The organism is Paenibacillus sp. FSL H7-0737, from assembly GCF_000758545.1.
GTDB lineage: Bacteria > Bacillota > Bacilli > Paenibacillales > Paenibacillaceae > Paenibacillus_AQ.
Genome location: NZ_CP009279.1, coordinates 3,163,397 through 3,184,328, shown reverse-complemented (window position 1 = coordinate 3,184,328; position 20,932 = coordinate 3,163,397). Strand labels below are relative to the sequence as shown.

The 20,932-nt window shown below is 40.4% G+C and carries 18 protein-coding genes; 3 read left to right on the top strand and 15 right to left on the bottom strand.

Going from position 1 to position 20,932, the window contains the following annotated elements; genetic code table 11:
- Window positions 1-64: 64 nt before the first annotated feature.
- The 7 genes from H70737_RS13900 to H70737_RS13870 form a co-directional block, all read right to left on the bottom strand.
- A complete protein-coding gene (locus tag H70737_RS13900; protein ID WP_042188091.1) occupies window positions 65-2,572 on the bottom strand; it encodes a hypothetical protein in 2,508 nt (835 codons plus the stop codon).
- A gap of 37 nt (window positions 2,573-2,609) precedes the next feature.
- The gene (locus H70737_RS13895) at window positions 2,610-3,950 is read right to left on the bottom strand and encodes an ABC transporter substrate-binding protein (RefSeq protein ID WP_143764108.1); all 1,341 of its coding nucleotides are present in this window, start codon (window positions 3,948-3,950) and stop codon (window positions 2,610-2,612) included.
- Between the two features lie 38 nt (window positions 3,951-3,988).
- On the bottom strand, window positions 3,989-5,149 hold the full coding sequence (locus H70737_RS13890) for an efflux RND transporter periplasmic adaptor subunit (RefSeq protein WP_042188088.1): 1,161 nt from the start codon (window positions 5,147-5,149) through the stop codon (window positions 3,989-3,991).
- Between the two features lie 20 nt (window positions 5,150-5,169).
- Window positions 5,170-6,003, bottom strand: coding sequence for a carbohydrate ABC transporter permease (locus H70737_RS13885; RefSeq protein WP_179086678.1), 834 nt, complete (start codon window positions 6,001-6,003; stop codon window positions 5,170-5,172).
- Between the two features lie 58 nt (window positions 6,004-6,061).
- Window positions 6,062-6,928 carry a carbohydrate ABC transporter permease gene (locus tag H70737_RS13880; RefSeq protein WP_042193877.1) on the bottom strand — a complete coding sequence of 289 codons (867 nt, stop codon included), beginning with the start codon at window positions 6,926-6,928 and terminating at the stop codon, window positions 6,062-6,064.
- Between the two features lie 146 nt (window positions 6,929-7,074).
- Complete coding sequence (locus H70737_RS13875; protein WP_042188083.1) at window positions 7,075-8,547, bottom strand: DUF4179 domain-containing protein; 1,473 nt, start codon at window positions 8,545-8,547, stop codon at window positions 7,075-7,077.
- A gap of 20 nt (window positions 8,548-8,567) precedes the next feature.
- Window positions 8,568-9,062: an RNA polymerase sigma factor gene (locus tag H70737_RS13870; protein WP_042188081.1), complete on the bottom strand. Its 495-nt coding sequence runs from the start codon at window positions 9,060-9,062 to the stop codon at window positions 8,568-8,570.
- Between the two features lie 184 nt (window positions 9,063-9,246).
- Here H70737_RS13870 and H70737_RS13865 point away from each other — a divergent pair, with 184 nt between their 5' ends.
- Complete coding sequence (locus H70737_RS13865) at window positions 9,247-10,002, top strand: DeoR/GlpR family DNA-binding transcription regulator (RefSeq protein WP_042188080.1); 756 nt, start codon at window positions 9,247-9,249, stop codon at window positions 10,000-10,002.
- 50 nt (window positions 10,003-10,052) lie between these two features.
- Here H70737_RS13865 and H70737_RS13860 read toward each other — a convergent pair whose 3' ends face one another.
- The 5 genes from H70737_RS13860 to H70737_RS13840 all read right to left on the bottom strand — a co-directional run bounded on the left by H70737_RS13860 (window position 10,053) and on the right by H70737_RS13840 (window position 16,580).
- Window positions 10,053-10,859: an alpha/beta fold hydrolase gene (locus tag H70737_RS13860; protein WP_042188077.1), complete on the bottom strand. Its 807-nt coding sequence runs from the start codon at window positions 10,857-10,859 to the stop codon at window positions 10,053-10,055.
- Between the two features lie 13 nt (window positions 10,860-10,872).
- On the bottom strand, window positions 10,873-11,946 hold the full coding sequence (locus tag H70737_RS13855; RefSeq protein ID WP_081951116.1) for a Gfo/Idh/MocA family protein: 1,074 nt from the start codon (window positions 11,944-11,946) through the stop codon (window positions 10,873-10,875).
- Window positions 11,947-11,963: 17 nt separating this feature from the next.
- A complete protein-coding gene (locus H70737_RS13850) occupies window positions 11,964-12,779 on the bottom strand; it encodes a sugar phosphate isomerase/epimerase family protein (RefSeq protein ID WP_042188072.1) in 816 nt (271 codons plus the stop codon).
- Between the two features lie 145 nt (window positions 12,780-12,924).
- Window positions 12,925-15,309, bottom strand: coding sequence for a polyprenyl synthetase family protein (locus H70737_RS13845; RefSeq protein WP_042188069.1), 2,385 nt, complete (start codon window positions 15,307-15,309; stop codon window positions 12,925-12,927).
- Between the two features lie 191 nt (window positions 15,310-15,500).
- Complete coding sequence (locus H70737_RS13840; RefSeq protein ID WP_042188066.1) at window positions 15,501-16,580, bottom strand: saccharopine dehydrogenase family protein; 1,080 nt, start codon at window positions 16,578-16,580, stop codon at window positions 15,501-15,503.
- A gap of 128 nt (window positions 16,581-16,708) precedes the next feature.
- Between H70737_RS13840 and H70737_RS13835 the strand changes: the two genes are divergently transcribed.
- The gene (locus H70737_RS13835) at window positions 16,709-17,794 is read left to right on the top strand and encodes a helix-turn-helix transcriptional regulator (protein ID WP_042188064.1); all 1,086 of its coding nucleotides are present in this window, start codon (window positions 16,709-16,711) and stop codon (window positions 17,792-17,794) included.
- On the opposite strand, the gene H70737_RS13830 is transcribed toward H70737_RS13835, so the two are convergent.
- The 3 genes from H70737_RS13830 to H70737_RS13825 all read right to left on the bottom strand — a co-directional run bounded on the left by H70737_RS13830 (window position 17,785) and on the right by H70737_RS13825 (window position 20,145).
- Window positions 17,785-18,219, bottom strand: a complete 435-nt coding sequence (locus H70737_RS13830; protein ID WP_231573448.1) for a hypothetical protein — start codon at window positions 18,217-18,219, stop codon at window positions 17,785-17,787. The two genes, H70737_RS13835 and H70737_RS13830, sit on opposite strands and share 10 nt — an antisense overlap.
- Before the next feature lie 66 nt (window positions 18,220-18,285).
- Window positions 18,286-18,438 carry a hypothetical protein gene (locus H70737_RS31045; protein WP_197071290.1) on the bottom strand — a complete coding sequence of 51 codons (153 nt, stop codon included), beginning with the start codon at window positions 18,436-18,438 and terminating at the stop codon, window positions 18,286-18,288.
- 171 nt (window positions 18,439-18,609) lie between these two features.
- Window positions 18,610-20,145, bottom strand: a complete 1,536-nt coding sequence (locus H70737_RS13825; protein WP_042188062.1) for an MDR family MFS transporter — start codon at window positions 20,143-20,145, stop codon at window positions 18,610-18,612.
- Between the two features lie 275 nt (window positions 20,146-20,420).
- Here H70737_RS13825 and H70737_RS13820 point away from each other — a divergent pair, with 275 nt between their 5' ends.
- Entirely contained in the window at window positions 20,421-20,855 is a 435-nt protein-coding gene (locus H70737_RS13820; protein WP_197071317.1) for a MarR family winged helix-turn-helix transcriptional regulator, read from the top strand.
- Window positions 20,856-20,932: the final 77 nt, after the last annotated feature.

Below are 20,932 nucleotides of genomic sequence, written 5' to 3'. Positions count from 1 at the left end.
AAAAAGAGTGCTGGCAATTATGCCAACACATTTGACTTGGTTCTTAACCCAGCTCACTACAATTTTAATTGCCAGTGTTTTTAGGTGTTCTCTGTTCTGATGAAACGTAATTTAACGGGTAAGACTGACTCCCTAGCAACATCCTATGACCCTGAAACTCATCATATAGATTTATACGAACGCTGCCTCCCCTTAATATTTTGTGGAAGTTACTATTAAATGAGGTTGAGTATGATTTATTATTACCCATTGGCAAATCAGACCCCAGCTGCAAAGTCTTCTCCATGGATTGTCCGTAAGGGTCAATAATTTCTAAGACTAGCTTATGCTCATAGGCACCTGCTTCAAAAGCGTCTTTTTCGAATAAGCTATAATTCATAACAATATCTAATGTACCTTTCTCTTCAGTAATCGTACCCACTGCATTTGCAACCGAAAGGTTGTAAGGGAATAGATCGACACTTGTTAGATTATTCTGTGAGATTGCTGTCATTGGGGTAAGTGCTAATTTAACACTATTGATAAATCCAGTGGATGTTCCCCCTAAATCTGTAAGCTTACCGTCAGCAACCCCTTCCCCAATATAAAGCACAAGCTCAGACGTATTCACCCCTTGCGGAAGTTTACTCCAGATTGTAACCAGGTTTTTACCATTTGGGCTTGTTGGAGTTGTCGATTGGCTAACCACCGCCTTGAAAAATTGGTTGTCAGGTGTTTTGTAATAAGCCACAAGCTGTGCCTGTTTCGACTGACGTGGTTCTTCGTTAATCATTTCCAGTTCCGTATAGATCAAGCTAGAACTGTTTTCATTATAAGTGGTTGTCCGACGCTCGCGAACTTTTGCTTTTCTGCCTAACGAGTTCACTTGGTAAGATTCACCTGCAGCAATCGTATTGATCACATTATTTAGCGAATTTGTATTCATAGAGAGAAACTTCGTGACTTCATCTCCAGAGGTATCTTGCAACTCTACCTTTAGCTGATTGAAACTATAAGTATATGGAACTCTCGCTATCACATAGATCTCTGTCGCTTCATTGGGAGCAAGCATCGATTGCGTATTTGTGGTCACGATCTGGGCTGTACTGCTAAGATCACTCGTTCCTGCTTTAACTATAGCTTTTAAAGAAGGTAGCTGTACTGAGGTTAAGCCGGTGTTACGGATGCTGATAGTAGTTACGATTTGATCACCATCATCCCAAGGCAAACGCTGATAGGATCCAAGTTTCACCATGAATTTCCCGTAGCTATTCTCGACCGAATACCCTTGTCCTATCAGATTATTGTTTTCTAGTGCATAAGGTATGTTATACAGCGCAGTTGGGAAAATAACTTTGTCGTCAACAGCAGGTTCCGTCCACTCTAACTTTAATGTACCTTGATTAAGTATTAATGGCACATCCGCCCTGAGACTGACGATCTTCTCTTCAAGCGGTTTCAATGTTAAATTGGCAAGTGCTTTTGAGTCTACTGGAATACTAAGTCCTTCAGCTGCTTTAACCGTAAGCTCGTATGCAGGTAGAGTGATAGGTTTATTCCCAAGATTCTTAAGTCGGAATTGAAGATTCCATTTCGCGGAGTCATTCTCCGAATATACGGAAGCACTCTTCAATTGCGTTTCAACCGTATTATTCTTTACTGAAATCTTCTTAACAGCATAATTAGCCACAGCAAAGTCGACAGTTGTTAATGCAGGAAGCTTAAACGATTTAACAGGTAGCATTATTTTCAAAGTTTCATCTTCTTGCGCAAATTGCAATATCATATGTTCAGTCTTCATATAGGAAGGGACTTCTGTTAAATAGTAAACCGTCTTCTTCTCTTGGGACTGTACATTGATACTGCTTCTCGCATCCTCCTGCTTAAGTTCGAACACCGAGCCACCGGCTGATTTCAGGTAAGCAATATAAGTGGAGCCGCTTAGCAATTTTTTACCCAAATTCGTGAAACTAACGCCTACTCTCATATATACTTTTCCATTCCTTTTAAGCCTTTGTAGACTTTCCGCTTTGATGTTTACTAGCAGATTATCCATCGTGAGCTTCCTGCTCTGGCCTTGTGGAACGACAAATGAATAACTTGCCGGAATAGCGAATTCACCTAGCTTTTTCTGATAATCCTGACTACTGAAATCCCACTTCAATAGGGTCACTTTAGTGCCGTTCAATTTAGTAGACTGTCCAATATTCACATAATAAGTTACAATTTGGCTACTCTTTGGAGGGATGTTTTTTTTGGTAACATCTCTCGTGACAGGTTTGCCTTGTATGACAGCCCCCCCAGTTGTAGTAACCCTTGAGAAATAATCAACGTGAGCTACACTATTGCTACTACCATTGCTATAACTAAGTGTGTATATAAGTATATTGCCGCTCGGTTGCTCAATAATATCCATATCAATTAGCTTCACGTTGACATTGTTTTTTAAAGCGATCGTACCAAGTTTGTCCAGCGTGAATACCGCTGTAGCTGAAGCACTTGCCGATGCTGCATATGTGCTGTTTGCAAAAGGTTGGCTTAATAGCATTGCGCTGAGCAGAACTACAGCATATGTCTTTAGTGATTTGTGCATGAGTCCCCCTCCTTATACAAAATCCTGTTCAATACATCTATTCGTTTAGAACGGTTGCTACTCGATTCTGGATCAGCTTTGCAACAGCTTCCGCAGATTTTTGTCCACTGAAGAATGATGAGGACTCCTCTCCAATAATAGAAAGCACTTTAGTATCCAGTTCCGCATATTGATCTATTGTATGAATGATTTCTTTAAACTTAGTAAATTCTTCATCAGAAACCTTAGCTACTTTTCCGGTTGGAAGCTTATATGCACCACTTTTCATCTTTTCCTGAATATCGTTTAAATTCTTATCGTTCACGGATTGGAGCAAAGAAAATCCTTCTCTATCTTGCAAGGACTGTGCTTCTTCAGATAACAAGAAGGTCATAAACTTATAAGCTTCTTCTTTCACCGGAGTATTGGCTTGTATGGCGAGCGATGATGAAGGAATGATTCTCATACCACCATTCTGACCTGCATGTGGCTTTTGAAGGTACACCGGATTTTCAAAGTAAGAATATGGACCATCGATAAAGTCTGTTGGTGACCATATAACGATGGAGTTAAAAAGCTGATTACCTATCTCCGCTGGCTCCGAAGTCATAACTTGTTCTTTATACATTTTCTTGACTTGTTCCAACAGCTCCACAAAATCAGGCGAGTCGAACTTCGCTTGTTTCGCTTCACTATCAACAAACAAATTATAATTATCAATAGCCATTTCTTGGAGTGTCATTTCCGCTGGGTACTCCGTTAGGGCATAAAGTTTGTTTTTAGCGTCCTTCCCAGTCAGTTGTATAATTTCCTTCGATTGCTCCCCAAACTCTTTCCAAGTCCAATTCTTATCGTCAATCTTCACATTTGAGTTCTTAATCATATTTCCATCACCTATGAACGCTCTAAAAGCGAACCCGGTAGGAATGAAGTATAGACCGTCGCTCACCTTCATTGCGTCCAACACATTCATTTCTAAATCGCTCTTATTTACCGTTTTATCGTGTTCAAATATATCATTCATGTTCACAAGCAACTTTTTACTCACATAATCATTGATTGAAAAGGCGCTTACATCAAAAATATCTGCACCTTTTCCAGAGAGTAGGGCTGTATTCGTTGTTTTTTTATATTCTACATAACCATTCTCCCCCCACTCGTTTCCCTCTTCTTTATATGCCTTAATTTGTAGGTCGATATCCGGGTATTTCGCTTCAAACTTTTTCTCTAGCGCCTGATAGAATGCACTCGATTCTGCTAGAGATAGAGTTAAGATTGTCTTCCCCTCTTCAGTTGTCGTTTTCCCCTTACTTTCCACTTTCTCATTACCTCCGGAATTACATGCCGTTGTCATTATCAAAGCACCCATTAATAGTACAAAAATAGATCTCTTAATCATTTGATTTCCTCCTCCTATTTTCTCGTTTATTTGATTTCTTATTGCAGTCGAACTCGGTTCCCGTCTTCAAGAGGTTCATTACTTTCCAGAATAATTGAATCCTCCTCATAGAGAATATCCGATTGAATCATCGTTTCTTTCTCGTTCTTTTCACTAGAGTGAATACGGACTTTTTGAGCGACAAAAACATTGCCTAATGCCCCCCGCTGCTCGTCAACTTTATAGACAAACAAACCTTCGCGATCCTCATGAATAGCTTCATTGGAAAGGAGTAATCCTTCTTGGAGTGAATGTTTTTCGATTTTGATCCGAGCCTGTTCACCTCCTTTAAGTTCTGGATCAACGACTTTTATTCTCAGATTCTTTTGAGGAATGGTTTGAATCTTTCCGGACTCATTACTAGAGGGGCTATCAGTACGTGACTCTGAATTCGCAACTTCTTCAATGGAGCCGTTTAGGGTCCGGGCTTCTTGTCCATGATTCATATCAACCTCAACCTCTATCTTTTCTCCAGCAGAAATCCCTAAATTGGACAAATGCACGGAATCCATAATAATATCCAATCTGTAACCCCGACTACTGTTGGATACAATTACATCCGGTTCTCCCATTGGAGCTAACCCTTCGACGGCATTCAATTTTGAAATCAGACCATCGAAAGGAGAAAATAGTTGTTTTTCAGTTGTTAGACGATTTTTTAGCCCGCTAATCTTATTTTCCTGAGCTAAGATATCTAATTTACCTTTTTCGATATCACGTCTTGCATTTCTGATTTTGAATTCATCCTCCTCCAGCGCGGATTGGATGTACTGATCTTGCCTATTCTGTTGATCAATTTTCTGCTTTTCTAAATTTGTTATTTCATCTTTCAATTCTTGCTCAGCCGTTTTGCTCTCATAGATAATAAGCTTTTGTCCCTTTTTTACACGTTGTCCTTCTTTCACTAGAATTTGTTCGACCTTTAGTCCGGAAGTACTCGAAAGTTTAACTTCAGCAAGTGGCTGCAATATCCCACTACCTTCAATCGTAAATAAAAGATTTCCCTTTGTTGGTTTTTCGGTTCTAACTTTCGGCAAGGTCAAAGTTTGTATCGTGTTACTGAACAATGTAAAAAACAACAATAATCCCATAAAAACCATGAAGACGACTTGAATATTTCGTTTACGTCTACGATCAGTCGGCTTTATACCTAACTCCATATCCCGTCATTCTCCTCCAATCAACCTTTGATACCAGACAATTGAACGCCTTCAATAAAATACGATTCCGCATACAGAAACAGCATCACCATCGGAGCCATATAAAGTATGGATGCAGCAAAAGCAATGCCTCGCTCGCCTTCATTGATCCTCGATAAAAAGACTGACAATGGCTGTTTAAACGGATCATCAAGAAAAATAAGCGGCTGCTCCACCATATTCCAATAATCCACAAACAATAATATGACTAGTGCTGCCAGACCAGGTTTAATCATCGGAATTATAATCTTGTAGAAAATCAGAAAATGTCCAGCACCATCCATTTTGCTTGCTTCGATATACGCATACGGTATATCTAGCATGAACTGTCTGAGCATAAACACACCAAAAGCTGCGAAAATTCCAGGCAATATAATTGCATATGAACTATTTAATATTCCTAGCCTATCCGCCATAATATAGTTCGGTACTAGCGTCACTTGGAAAGGCATAAGCATCGTTAGAACATAAATAAGAAACAAAGGATCTCGTCCCCGGAATTTCAGCTTCGAGAATGCATAGGCAGCGAGTGCTGCTACTAATGTTTGTCCTGCAATGATGGGCACAACCATGAATACTGAGTTCCAGAACATCGTCAGATATTTAGGGTTGTCTAGGAGAACCTTAGTATACTGGTCCAAGGACACTTGATCCGGCAGCAATTTTAAATTTACAAAAGGATCTTCTCTCCCTTCAATCACCTCATTCATCTGCCCGATAGGTCCATAATTGATCTCAATTTCTTTCTCTGTCATAAGCGAATTTGTGAATGTGATCACAATCGGGAATAATAACAAGACTGCAATAACAGCCATGACGAGTGTTAATGCCCCTTTTCGCAACACTTTGACAACTGGCACAACCTTTTCACCCCTATTCCATGAATTGTCTATGCCTCCGTTCAAATGCAAACAATCCCAACACAATCAATAAAATACAACCAAACATCAAGGTCGCCGCGGCAGTCAGCTTCTGAACATCGAGCGACATGAACATATTGTTCATATAATGCTGCAGCATGTAAATGCTGTCGTGCGGATAATCACCAGCGATTAAATACGTTTCTCGAAACACTTTGAATGAATTAATAATCGACATGATGATTACAAAAAACATCGAAGAGGTTAGATAGACAAGCGTAATACTGCGAAACTGCCGTAATCGTCCAGCACCTTCAATTTGAGCCGTTTCATAATAATCCTTTGGAATTTGCTGCAATCCCGCCAAGAATAAAATCACGTTATAACCGATGTTCTTCCATAAATAAACAACAATGATTACATTTCTAGCTGCATCCGTCTTCATCCAATCCACACGATCGATACCGAAGTTGTTCAGCCAGGCGTTAAGCGAGCCATTCCAATCGAAGAGCATCTGCCAGATCAGAATGATGGAGGCGACAGGTACGACAAGCGGCAACACGTATCCAGTCCTCAGCCAATTCCGAAAATATGTATTTTTATTCAATAACATCGCTAATCCTAACGAGAGCACAAGCATTAGTGGAACACTTATCACGCTAAAATAAAATGTATTAGATGCTGCTTTACGGAAAGAATCGCTATCTAGCAGCTCTCGGTAATTATCAAACCCTACAAAGTGGCCCTCTATCGTGCTGTCCATAAAAGAATAGAATACTCCCATAACAAACGGTATAAGGTAAAACATCGCGAATCCGATACCGCTTGGTGCCAGGAACATTATTGCCGCTGAGACATCCTTTCGGAGCCATTTCTTCATAATTGGGTTTATCATTCTTTCAGTAACCTCCTTCCTGTACTTAGAATAGGTAAAACTTTTTAAAAAGAAGTACGGTATATATTAAGTATTTCTTAAATTTCAAAGAATGAATTCTCTGAGAACACAAAAAAACCGTTGATGAAATATCAACGGTTAATCGAGTACAGCTCCACAGCCTGCGTATCCATAATTGGATTTATATATCTCTCTAACGTAATCGTTAATGGCTGAGGATAGTTCTTCGCATCCGTGCCAAAATTATATCCAAACTCGTTCACGGCTGAGCCATCCTTAGAAGTCGTATAGCTGCTGAAGCTACTTGTGGAAGGTGCTCTATTATATACCTTCCCTTTTGCGTCAGTAAAAGTCTCAGCAAGTCTAGTAGAGCCTTCTAAATATTGAGCATTCTCAATATTACGAATTAGGAGGATTTCTCCTTCCTCTACGTTATTCTCTTGCTTTGGCGTGACTAACTCAAGTCCAGTTCCGGGCGCTTCAATAAGCTGATATTTGTTAAGATCCACGACAATTTTCATTTGATCCTTTTCGACTGCCGAAATTCCGAATGCTTTCAACGTCACAGAATCCGGCTGCTGGCTGCCCTTACTATTCTTGAACACTAACGTGAACTTGGAGTTGTCCGAGTAGACTTCGGAATTGTCAGAATTGATGATATCGGGGTAATACAACTTCTCAACTGTGTCCCCTTTTTTACTAATCAGTACTGGATTAATTAATTGAAAAATCTGTTTATCATTATTCTGATTATATTCCAGATCCACATAGGTGCTAAGCGGAGTATACTGCACTTGATTCACTTTAATCTTTTGCCCGTCCACTGTCAGTGTTCCGTCTGTATCCAGCATTCGTTCCTGTGCTTTAAGCATGTCAGGATCAAGCTCGAAAGCAACATCTAGGCTAGTCCGATACTTATTACTACTGGATAGGAGAGCCTTATCTGAAGTTTCGGTAAGAATTATATTATAGTTTACTTTCTTTGGATATTTTACCAATGGTGAAAGTTTAGTGGAGTATATAAAATCCATAGACTGCCCAGGTTGAATTCGGCTCTCACTAGCGAGCATACTTAATGATGCGCCTTTGTGAAGAGGCGACTCCTGTATCCCTTCAAATTTAAGCTCAAAATCCGCGTGTATAACTACTTCGTCCGTATTGTTCTGAACACTGTATAAAACATAAACCTTCCGTCCATCTGTAACGGCACCTGTCACATCTATCCGGTAACCCTTGTTTTCCGCACTTTGACCGACCGGCACAACGAGATTCTGCTCAAGAGCACTGGCTAGCGCAGGCTCTAACCTTGAGAACGAGCGATAAGCTTTGAAATTATCCGTGTTTTTAGTGCTTGCCGATTGTACTGAAGGTTGTGCCACTCCCTTATTCGGTAATCCGATTGTTGAGTATGTAAACAGTAACGCAACCGCTGCAGCTGCAACCACGCCCATACCTGTAGTATAGATGCGTCGTTTTTCTCGCTTCTTCCCTTCCACAATTCCCTTTTTCATAGCGTTGTAGATTTTCATCTCCTGTATTGTTTCGACATTCTGTTGCATATCATCGATGTTCTTACGTAGAATACGTTCTTCTTTTTCTGTCATTCCATTCACCTCCAATATCGCTATAGATAACTTCGAAGCTGTTTGAGTCCTTCGCGCAGCCAAGTCTTAATCGTACCTTCTGGCCTTTTTAGTACTTTGGCAATTTCAACAGTGGTCATGTCATGGTAGTATTTCAGCGTTACGACATGCCGGTATTTAGGTTTTATCCGATTCATCGCACGCTCCAGGTCAATTCGGTCATTACTCTTCATTTCCTGTGCCGCTTCCTCCACCAGCTTCTCCGCTACAATCACACGCTTTTTGCGCCGTAGCTCATCCATGCAACAATTGATCGTTATTCGGATCAGCCAAGGTGTGAAGGACTGTTCATCCTTTAATTTTTTACGTTTCATCCATGCCCTGCATGACGCTTCTTGGATCACCTCCAGCGTGTCTGCCTCTGTTCGTAAATAACTGTAGGCAATAGCGTACATTTTTCGATGCTCCACATACAATCGACTAAAAAAAGCTTCTTCATCCATTTGCGCAAAATCTACCATTCTGACTTCATCCATTGTGTTTTCCACCTTCCACCACCCCCTCTATCTTCTATCAGGAAGATGCATCCACCTCATATATCTATAAGTAAGACGGAGTTGAACGTAAAAACGATTGATTTTTTTCAAATTCATTTCATATGTAGTAAAATAGTAACGTTAAGTACAACCTTTAGAGCATTTTGTGAAAAGAGGTGGATCAGTGCTAAAAGCTGACAGACAGGCGTATATCCTAAAAAAAGTAGAGACCGAAGGCCGCGTCGTTGTCCAAGAATTAACACAGGAATTAAATGTAACAGAAGATACCATACGAAAAGATTTACAAAGCTTGTCGAAGCTGGGACTTCTCAAACGAATTCATGGTGGTGCTCACAGCCTTATTAATGACATGAAAGATTTCAATTCACGTGTAGAATTTAATAGCCAGACCAAAGCTGACTTAGCTAAACGAGCTTGCACACTTATTGAGAATGCAAAGGTTATTTTTATTGATGGAGGGTCCACAAATTTAAAAGTAGCCGAGAACATCCCTGAGCATTTTGATGGAAGAATTATTACCAACTCCCCCTCTATTGCATTATCGCTGTGCCGATTGTCCAAAGCTAGTGTAACCTTGTTAGGTGGCGACCTCGATAAAAAGAACCAAGTGTTATTCGGAGCCGCAACGCTTAGAGCGATACAGCAAATCCATTTGGATCTAACAATCCTTGGCGTATCCACGCTGGATTCAAAGGTGGGCATAACTGTTCCCTCTTATGAGGAATCCATCATTAAGAATCAACTTTTTGAACAATCTTCCATGGTTATCGCCATAGCTACGAAAGAAAAGCTGGAGAAAATATCCACTTTTTTTGTAGCCAAGGTATCCGCGTTAGACTATTTAATCACTGAAGGTACAGTAGACAATAAAATTGTTGATACATATAACAAACTCGGCGTTAACGTAATTACAGTATAGATACTTTCTAAATTTGTACAAAAAAAGATGAACACCTTTGAAGCTTGTGCTCATCTTTCATTTAAAAAGTTCTCAATAGCCTCATAGGAATCTTGATTATGTTGCTTATTACTGATCGTTTTCGAAGTAATCTCAATAAATTTAGCGTTTGGGATATATTCTGAGAGTACTCTCCCGTAGGTGTATGGATGAATAGGGTCAAGTTGACTAGCAAGGATCAATGTGGGCAGCTTTAAGTTCTTCCAAGCCTCACGATCATGATTAGGACAATCCATTGGCAGCTTCACAAACTTCATCGAGGTTTCTTTTACATAAGGATATTTAAACTGCCCTAATAGGGATTCACCCGCATAAGTAGATAATGAATTTATGGATTTATAGACCTCTGAATTTTCGTATCTATTTTGGGCAGTCAGAGGATCTGTATCTTGCAGTACCTCATGAACTTTGGCGTAGGCTTCACGAATCAACGTCTCTTGCGGCTTATCCTTCCAGGCTGGACGTGACAAAATAAGCTTCTTAACGCTATCCGGGTACCTCAATGCCAAATGAAGCGACACCCCAGCACCTGTGGAAATCCCCCCAATATTGAATTGACTGATATGAAGGTATTCCGCTAAAGCCATCACATCTTCGGCGAATTGTTTAAAAGAAAAATCATCCGCATGGCCGAACGCCACCGTCTTTCCATGACCTCGAAAATCTAGTGAAACCCTTCGGATGTGATTTGATTGCTTCATTAAACCGAAAGTTTGATTAACGTCACCGCCCAGACCATGAAGAAAAATAAAAGGCTCTCCATCCCCTCCATCATCTTCATAATAAAATCGAATGTGCTCGTAGGTAAAGTACGGCATATTCTCCCCTCCTTTACAAAGGACCAGAAACGTCACTTAGATAAATCGTATTTCCGGTCTTCACCGATTCTTCAACAGCGAGCATCGCTCTCATCGTAGCAATCCCATCTTCAATCGTTGCACCTACACCTGGCTTATTATGCAGAATTGAATCTGCAAAACCTTCAATCTGCAATCTATAAAAATGACCATCTGCTCCAAGCGGTCTATGGTAGCTGTTATCACTAGCTTTGAAAATTTCTACATCGCTTGATTTTAATGTCCACGGGTTGTATGTCTTTCCTACTACTGATCCGAATTCACCATAAATTTGGAATCCTTCATGCCAATCCATCCGAACCGCAATGGTCAAATCCAATTGAGCTACAAAGCCGCTTTCAAACTCCGCAGTAATAAACCAACAATAGGCACCGAGCTTTTGCGTATTCCATGCTTTCACACTTACAATATTTCCACCTAGATATCTTGCGGTATCGAACAAATGGCTTCCATGACCTAAAATATAATAGCGTTCCTTGTTCGCTTTTGGATCTCCAGCAGGTCTCTTTATATTTTTACCGGATATAATCACTGGCTGAACATTCTCGGTAACGGTATACCGATAGGTGGAATCACAATACCAAGCTTTTAGGCCAATAATCTCACCCATTTCATGATCTACAAACTCTTTAGCTGCTACTATACCGGGGTCAAATCTCTTCATATTCCCCACTTGCACTTTGAGATCGGTACGATCCACTAGCTCTTTTAATTCTTCCACTTCTTCGATGGATACACCTAGAGGCTTTTCTACCAAGACATGTTTACCTGCACGCACCGCTTGTTTAGCTGCCTCCACATGAAATTGATCGGCAATCCCAATAACTACAGCATCTACGCTAGGGTCCGCCAGCATTTGATCATAATCCATATATACCTTGTCAGGTTCATAGATAGCATTCATTCTTCGAAGTAAGTATTCGTCTACATCGCATATTGCGTAAAGGTGAGCATTACGTGAACGCCTTATAGAGTCAAAATGCGCCGCTTGTGAAATCTGACCGCAACCTAATACGCCGATGTTCAACAATTGGTTTTCCTTTTTCATATTCATGTCCTCCTATTCTAGTTAAAGAAATTCAAAGCAAGTGCTACATCGTCCTCAGCTAACCCATGCATAATAACAGGACCGTCATAAACCTTACTTAATTCATTTAGATATTCCTTTAAGGGCAAGTTTCCTTTTCCCACCGGTGCAAAAGTGATCTTCTCTTCGGATACAAAAGCATCTTTGCAATGCGCAATGGCAATGTGCTTCTTCAGCGCTGTTAGCGTTTTTGAAATCTTACCTAAGAGGTCCTTATGATCCTGTGGGGTTACTAGATTTGCTGCATCATACAAAACCTTAAGATAAGGTGAATCTAGATCTTGTAATAGTCTCAAAGCATCTTCTGCCGTACTCACCACATTGGCTTGTTCAGGTTCAAATATTAATGTTACTTGGTTGTCTTCTGCAATTTTCAGCATCCACGCAAGACTTTCATGCAATAGTGACCATGCCCTCACTGTATGATTGTCAGGATGAGAACTCCAGAAATCTTCTTGGTTCAAACTACCCGTAGAAATCGAAACATACGGAACAGCTAATGCAGCTGCAGCCACAACTACATTTTTAAAACACTGCTGATTTTTAACTTTCTTCTCCTCATTTAGCTCTAACGTATTAAACGTTCCTGAGATCACAGCAATGCTAACTCCACTGTTCATTACTGCTTCTCTGATTTGATGGATGGTCTCCTGACTAATCTTTTTAGGCAAGCTTTCCAGTCCTACATTAGCAAAATTGAATTGAACGCTACTCATGCCTTGCGCTTTGATTTTGTGTAAGGCGCTCTCCAGTTCATAGTTCAAGTATACTTTTGAGAAAATTCCTAACTTCACAAGTTACACCTCCTTTATCTATTTTCAACTTCATCATACACGTAATTTCGATTATAAACAATAAAATTCAATTACAAAAAAAGAACTAATAATCTGCAAAAAATATAAAAAAGCGCTGGCAATAATGCCAACACTTTAGAATCAATTATCGATTTCGATTAATCATGTAATTCAATAAATGCTTCAGAAAAGCAATATTACGAGGGATCTCCTTTAACGCTTCCATAGCGAGACAGTAGTGTTCCCACATCTCTTTTCTTGCGCCGTCAGCACCAAGGATAGATACAAACGTTGAATTGTTATTCTCCACATCCTGACCTATCGGCTTACCTAGTAAATGATGATCTCCTTCCAAATCGAGCAAATCATCTTTAATCTGAAAGGCAATCCCCGCATGATAGGCAAATTTTTTCAAAGCCAGAACTTCAGTTTTCTTAACCTGAGCCAGAATCGCTGGCATCACTAGTGAAGCTTCAAATGCAATTCCGGTCTTATAAAAGCAAATCATATTTAATTGCTCTAGCGTCAATGCTTTTCCCTTAGAATTCAGATCCATTGCCTGACCCATACATGTATCTTCTGCTTTTTGGGCTGAATATTGCATCAAGGCTAGCACCGCTTTTGCATCAAAAGAATGAAGTGACGCCTGTTCCTCGATCGACTTCTGAATCAGAAATAGTCCGGTTAATTCCGCCGTTGAACTAGTATACATTTCGTGTAGAGTTGCACGACCTCTTCGGGTTGAAGCATTATCCTGTGATGGAAGATCATCGAAGATTAGAGAAGCGGTATGCATATATTCCAAAGATCTTAGAAGCGGCACAATTGCGGATGCATCTAGACCATATTCGTTAACACCCATGACCCAAGTCAATATAGGTCTTATCCGCTTGCCGTCGCCTGCTAGACTATAATTAGCCGCATCAATAAGCAACTCTTTCATTTCTGGCGTCCCGTCTGGCTTGGCTATCAACAATTGTTTATTGATTTGATCGCGAACCTTTTGGATCGTATCTCGAAATTCCACTTTTTCCTTCTTGCTGTTTTTTAGATTCAAAAGCAACTGATCCCGAAGCAGTTTATCGAAAAAATCCACATCGTCCGCTTTCTGCACCATCTGCTGGACAAGCCGATTAAATGCTGGTTGACCAGAAGCAAAAATCTCCATGATCTCTTTATACTTCTCATTTCCTACACGTTCTTTACATCGCTTGAGTCCATTAATGGCGCGATCTAATATTACTTCACGGGTTTTAGGATCAGAGCGATACACAGTGTGTATTAAATGGGAAATGACCGTCCAGTATAATTCAAAAGGATTGATCAGATCTGTACGTTGACTACGGTATTTTAAATAATAAGTATAGGGGGTTACCGCTCCCGCTTTCATATCGTCAAACATATCCGCATAATCATCAGCCAGCTGATTATATAACCCATAGAAAAAGGTATGTTGATCAAATCCATCATCTGCTGGAGCACTAATTACGGATCGGACAATTAAACGGGAAGAAGAGGATTTTAAAATGATGGGTATGAAAAGCTCTTCATTGCTGTATTCAGAGTTAGAAAGATCCTTCATACGATCCAATTCCTGAGAATGGAAAAATACAAAAGACTGCTCGAAAAATGCATCCTGCATTTCTTCCCGCTGATACCCTCTAATATACTCAAAAGCCTCCTTGAGCTCCAAATGTACAAATCGAATGAACGGCATGTTCTCTCCAGACCATTCACCCAATTCCGGTACAACTCTATTAAGGATCGCAGTGCGTATCATATGAGAATACTGTTCTTTCTCTTGGTCGGTTAAGACACTGGAATCAAGGAGATCATCAATGAATGGATAAGTTAGGCCATATGAATAACCAAGTCTAATGGCTTCACCAATCCTCTTGGATCGCTCCACAGGTGGTACGTCATCGTCCATCTCTTCCATCACATGGAGAATCACCCCAATAATGATCTTGATTAATTTACGCTGTGCTTGCTCGGGATTCATTTCCTTCGGAAGATGTGCTGATACCCGCTTAAGTTTGTCTATCACCCAAATCGTGGCCGTTTCAACGCCTTCCTTCTGAGCCCAACGGTAAATCCCGGTGAAATTCATGAAATCTGACTGATCCTCCGAACTTGTGGAGCCTGGAAGAATCATCTGATTTCTAATATCGGCAACCATACGCTTAATCCGGAGCTGTGTATTCGGCGAATCCAAAGCTTGCCCCAGATCTCTCATATAAAGATAGGAAACACTTCGATCCAAATAATCATCCAATTTACCGGTCTGATTCAGCCATCCTAGATATCTATGATAATCCTGAGAATCAGGTTTCCTCTTGCCTCTTGATAAAAAGGACAACCATGAACGGCGATGAATATGGTTCTTCTTCCACAATTGAAAATCTTCAATCAAGGTAGACACATAAGTTTTTTCTTTGAATTGTTCACGAAGAGATGCAAAATACTGAGCTGCCTTCTGCTCAGCGATCGAATATCCTGTATCGGCGTAATCTGTAAATTTTTCATTCATAGGTGATGACCTCAACTTCTCTTTTTGTTAACATGACCCATTAGGGAAGAACAGAATTTCTTCCTGAATGAAATGTTCATCAGTTAATACGGTCAAAACTCTTTTGGGTTACGAAAAAGAAGCTTGACTAATCAAGCTTCTTTCAAAATAACTATACACAAATTATTCTATTTAGATTAATCTGCATTATGCTACTTTACTTGGATCTTTAGCGAGAGCGTCGATCCTAATTCCTTTTGTATATATGCTAAATCTGTTATCTGCTCGATATGATAAACGCCGCCTGGAAATGAAGAATCATAGAGGAGCTTTGATACTGCTGCTGTCACTTTTGCAGTGATGATGGATTGATTCTTTCCTTGCAATATTAAATCAGCATGCATTGGCTTCCCCTCTCGATTTCTTCCACGAGCCTCAACCTTGATAGCGAACTGGTCGCTCCCAATATGCAGCCGCTCCATAGCACTAACCATCCACCTGTTCACCCAGCTTGTCTTTAACAAACGAACGGCTCCTGTTTTTTTGGCTATAGCCAGCATTTTAGTAACGAAAACTGAGTCCAGACAAAATCGTGTGGAGATGGACGATGCTTTGAGCGTTCGGGCAAGCGTCTGTTGATCTGAGAATGGGAAACGATAGGCATGGCGATTCCCTAAATCGTCACCAAAGTGATATGACTTTCTATCGGTGAAGCTCTCTACCTCTACCTGACGATTCTTCTGCTTAAATTCAAACTTTTCTCCTAAACTATTCACTGTCCATTCGATCGCCGCCTTACCATGAGAATCACCAAGTCCGAGCATAATCGCGATTTCGATGTCCTCCGTCTGTTCTATCAATCTTTCCGCTTCAAGAGCCATTAGATTGGTTATGCCGGGTGCAAGCCCTACACTAAGAACGGCACTAGATCCATGTCGTGCAGCCTCTTCGTATAACGCCTCAATTTGAGATAAAAACGGACCACTCGCTGATACATCCACATAATACGTACCGCTACGAAAGCAGGCTTTTACAAAATCCGTATTCGTTTGATCCAAACACATAATGATTAGCTTCACTTGATCTAGTAAATGTGGAGGTATCGGCTTATTAATATCTAACTGTAACGGCTTGATCCTGCCGTGGGTATATTGACTGAACCGCTCTGCTTTTTCAAGACTTCTCCCTGCAGCAAATACTTTCCCTGGATACTTCTTCTCTAATATTTCGCATATGGTACGCCCTACATGTCCATAACCACCAACGACAACAATATCTTCTTTTCCCTGCATTTTTATCACCGCATCCTATATAATAGAGTTGATTAAGAATCATTCTCAATTATACGGATTTCGCTTCCGTTCACTATCCCACAAATGTGGGAGTTGATATAATCCATTAAGGACTAGAGGGCTACTCAATGAATACCAATAAACAATTCATTCTAATAAAGAAACAAATCGTTAAACTAGGTATGGTTACTGATTCATCTCACAACTACCGTACTTCCTTGCTGACTCTTTTACGTGAAGCAGTTCCCTTTGATGCTGCCTGCTGTACTCATGTTGATCCACAGACATTGCTTTCGACAGGTGCGGTTACTGAAGACAATGTAGAATCCATTCATCCCCACTTGTTCCAGATCGAATACGGTCAGGATGATGTTAACACCTATGAGCAAATGGTTCATAACAAACTCCTCGTCGCTACAATTTATGAGGCGACCAAGCAGAAACCCGAGCGGTGTACACGCTATCGAAAGGTATTGTCTCCTGCAGGTTTTGGGGATGAACTACGTGCAGTCCTTATTCTTGGCGAATCTTGTTGGGGATATTTGACGCTGTACAGGAATACAGATCAATCGAAATTCTCACAAGAGGAATGTGATTGGATCACCTCGCTCATCCCTCTGATTGCAGCTAGAATGCGGGCTTTCAGTCTTGAGCTTCCAGAGAAAGATGAGACTTGGCTTGAAGATCATTACGGTTCCGGCATTGCAGTTTTATCTGATGACTTGGCTCTTCTCTCTTCCAATCCCACAGCGGATCGCTGGTTAGGCAAACTCCGCTCATTGGAAATGATTGAGGCTCATGTTCTACCTCGTCCAATCCGTGCTGTAAGCACGCAAGCGTTAAACAGCCCTTCCGAATCTATGGGGATAGCGAAGGCATGCATTCGTATGACTGAGGGGCCCTATTTAGTCGTTCGGGCAAGTCTTCTTAAGGCTTCCAACGGTCAGAACCAAATTGCCATTTCATTCGAACCCGCGCGTCCTGCTGACATGCTCCCCATCATTGCTGAAGCTTATGGTTTGACGGAACGTGAGCAACAGCTATTACACGGTGTAATTCGAGGATTATCCACTAAAGAATTGGCTTCTGCACTGCATATTTCTGCATACACCGTCCAGGATCATTTAAAGTCCATTTTTAGCAAAGCAAATGTCAGCAGCCGTAGAGAACTTATTTGGTATTTGCATTCACGCTACAATATTGCTCAAGCTTGAGTAATCCGAGATAAAGGATATACAAGTTGTATGTCCTTCTCTGTAATTAGTCCTTCATATAACGAATGATTATGGTCTGCACCTACAATACACAAGATTCTTTTCTCTGAGTGGCCTTTTATGGCGTTTTTGATTCGTTGAATCATTATAAGATGTCTACACAACCATCTGAACTGATGTGCTTGCGGATTGATTCGTTCTAACCATTCATACTTCTGTCTTGTAATAGTGTCATATTCTAATGAATTAAAGGGGATTGCACTTGAATCCACTGTTGAAAGCTGTCTTTGAAACCATTGCTCTAACTCATATTCCAATTCTTTTCTCTGATCTTCTTTATAGCTATTAAAAGGATCAAAATCTGTCCAAACATCCAATTCAACCCAATCAATAGGGACAAATTCATAATTCTCTTCTTTACACAAAGGAAAAATGAGATCCCAATATTCACTTGCAGGTTCTCCCCAATATCCACGGTAATTACTGTCCTTCTAATAATGTTCCCAACTACTAGGAAGGACTTCTCCACAAATAATATCTGGATTAAACTCTAAAATTAAATCCTTTATGAACTCTAAAGAAAAATGATATTTTTGCCTAAGTTCATCATCGTGAACCACTCCCAAAATACCTACAATTGACACGAAAAATCCTCCTACCTTCAATTAATTCTAATATCATCTAATTTTACAATCGTCAAATTTGATAATATTACAATAGGAATATAATGTAAATAATTATTTAAAAAAATAGACTGAGCACCTATGAATAGAGGGCTCAATCTGTTTAAATGTATATTGCAAAGCAGCCAACCTTTAATGCGAAGCCGTATACTCTCCCAATTCAGAAGCCGGATCAAACTTTTCCTTACTCATCACAAATGCAGCCAGTAGAGCTATAACAGACGGAATAATTGCCCATGCAAAAGTGTGAACAAGCGATGAGGATAATCCCTCTGTAATCTTATCAAGAACTTCCGCAGGGATTTTCTCACGAGTATCCGGAGTCAAAATAGTACTTGGATCGCTTAAATTTACCCCTATAGGTGTTGCACCACTGCTACTGAACATGGATGCTAATTTATTCGAAAACACATGACTTTGGATAATACCGAATACTGTTATGCCGAGTGTCATTCCCAGCTCCCTTGTAAAACTAAGTGTCGAACTTGCGGACCCACGCTGCCTTGCTGTAAATCCATGAATGGCTGCGTTACTTAGAACAGAGAATGAAGAACCTATTCCAAGACCTACTAGAAACATAAATATGGTGACCATGAACCGTGAAGAATCTGGTGTTAATGTGGTTAGCAAGGCGATACCTAAAACAAGCAGTATTAACGTCGATATCATGATGGCGCGATAATTGAACTTCGAGAGCAGGAATCCGCCCCCCGCTGCAGTGATAACGGAGCCGAGCATCATAGGAAGTAGAACAAGACCCGAATTCGTTGCTGAGCCGCCAAGCACCCCTTGAATGTAGATTGGAATGTACACCGAGGCTGTAATAAATGCTGCTCCACTAAATATAGCCATAACATTACTCGTAGAATAAAGACGATTCTTGAACATGCCGAAAGTAATGATGGGTTCTTCTGCACGACGTTCGATAAAAATAAATCCCACGATAAACACTACAAAAGCTAAGAACAATCCTAAAATCATAGCAGAGTCCCAAGCATATTTTTTACCACCCAGCTCAATCGCAAACATGAGACATAGGATGGAAGCTACAAGTGTAAACGCACCTAGGTAATCGATCTTTTCCTTGGAATGCTCAACAGACTCTTTGTAGAAGAAAGCAATCAAAAAGAAGGCAATAACACCTATAGGTAAGTTGATGTAAAAGACCCAAGACCAATGAATGTAATCCGCTATGTAAGCGCCAATAAGGGGTCCGAAAATACTTGATATACCATAAGCTGCTCCGAATAATCCACCGATCTTCCCCCGTTTTTCCGGAGCAACCACATCGAACATGATGGTGAACGCAATTGGAACCAGTGCCCCTCCACCAATACCCTGAATCGCACGATAAATACTCAGCTGAACTATAGAGTTTGCGGTACCACATAAAGCAGATCCGATCATAAATACAATAATTCCGAAAATAAAGAAACGCTTGCGGCCATACATATCCGATAATTTTCCGAAAATCGGCATTCCTGCCATCTCAGCTATCATATAAGCAGAAGTCACCCACATCAGTTTGTCAAAACCGCCAAGTTCCCCTACGATTGTTCCCATTGCAGTTGCTAATATAGTGTTATCCATGGATGCCATAAGTGTGGCCAGTAATAGAGCCGCTATAATAATCCCTACATTATTTTTCTTCTCCAAGTTCTTTACCATTCTCTTTTGTTCCCTCCACTTTTCCTTAATTTCGAATTTAATCTTATCGTTATAAGATCGCACACCAACCTCTCTCTAAACTTCTTGATGCATTACCTTTTGCAAAACTTTAATAATTCCGATAAAATGAATTCAATTAATCGCACGTTTATCGAGTATCTTAATTGTCTAATATCTCGATTATCAAGATATCAATATTTTAAAAGGAGGGCTCTCTTTTGTCAAGAGATCGACACAATCAAGTGAAAAATCAGCAGGAAGACTTCACCTTGCGTATGCGGGGCCTAGGAAGTCGAACGATACTATATCAGCAAAATGTGGCAGCATCACTTGGGTTATATAATAATGATTATCTATCCATAGATATCCTCCATGAAAGAGGTCCCATCACCGCTGGTGAACTGTCCAAGCTAACCGGACTGGCTACAGGCAGTGTTACGGCATTAATTGATCGACTTGAAAATAACGGTTTTGTTCGCAGACAAAATGACCCCAGTGACCGTCGTAAGGTAATTATTGTCCCTTTGTATGAAAATAATGAGGTCGGGAATGCCTACCTTCCCCTGCATGCCGAGATGCTTAAATTAGCTTCCACCTACTCGGATGAAGAGCTTGAACTTATTACACAATTTGTTGGCAAAGCAAGTGCGATTCTGGAAGAGCAAATTCATCGTCTAAGCTCCGCAACAAACAATAATTCTTCCTCTTAAGCCTTAATTATTCATCAAAAAAAGGACGATACCCATTGTCTAATTACAATGGGTATTGTCCTTTTTTTTCTCACATT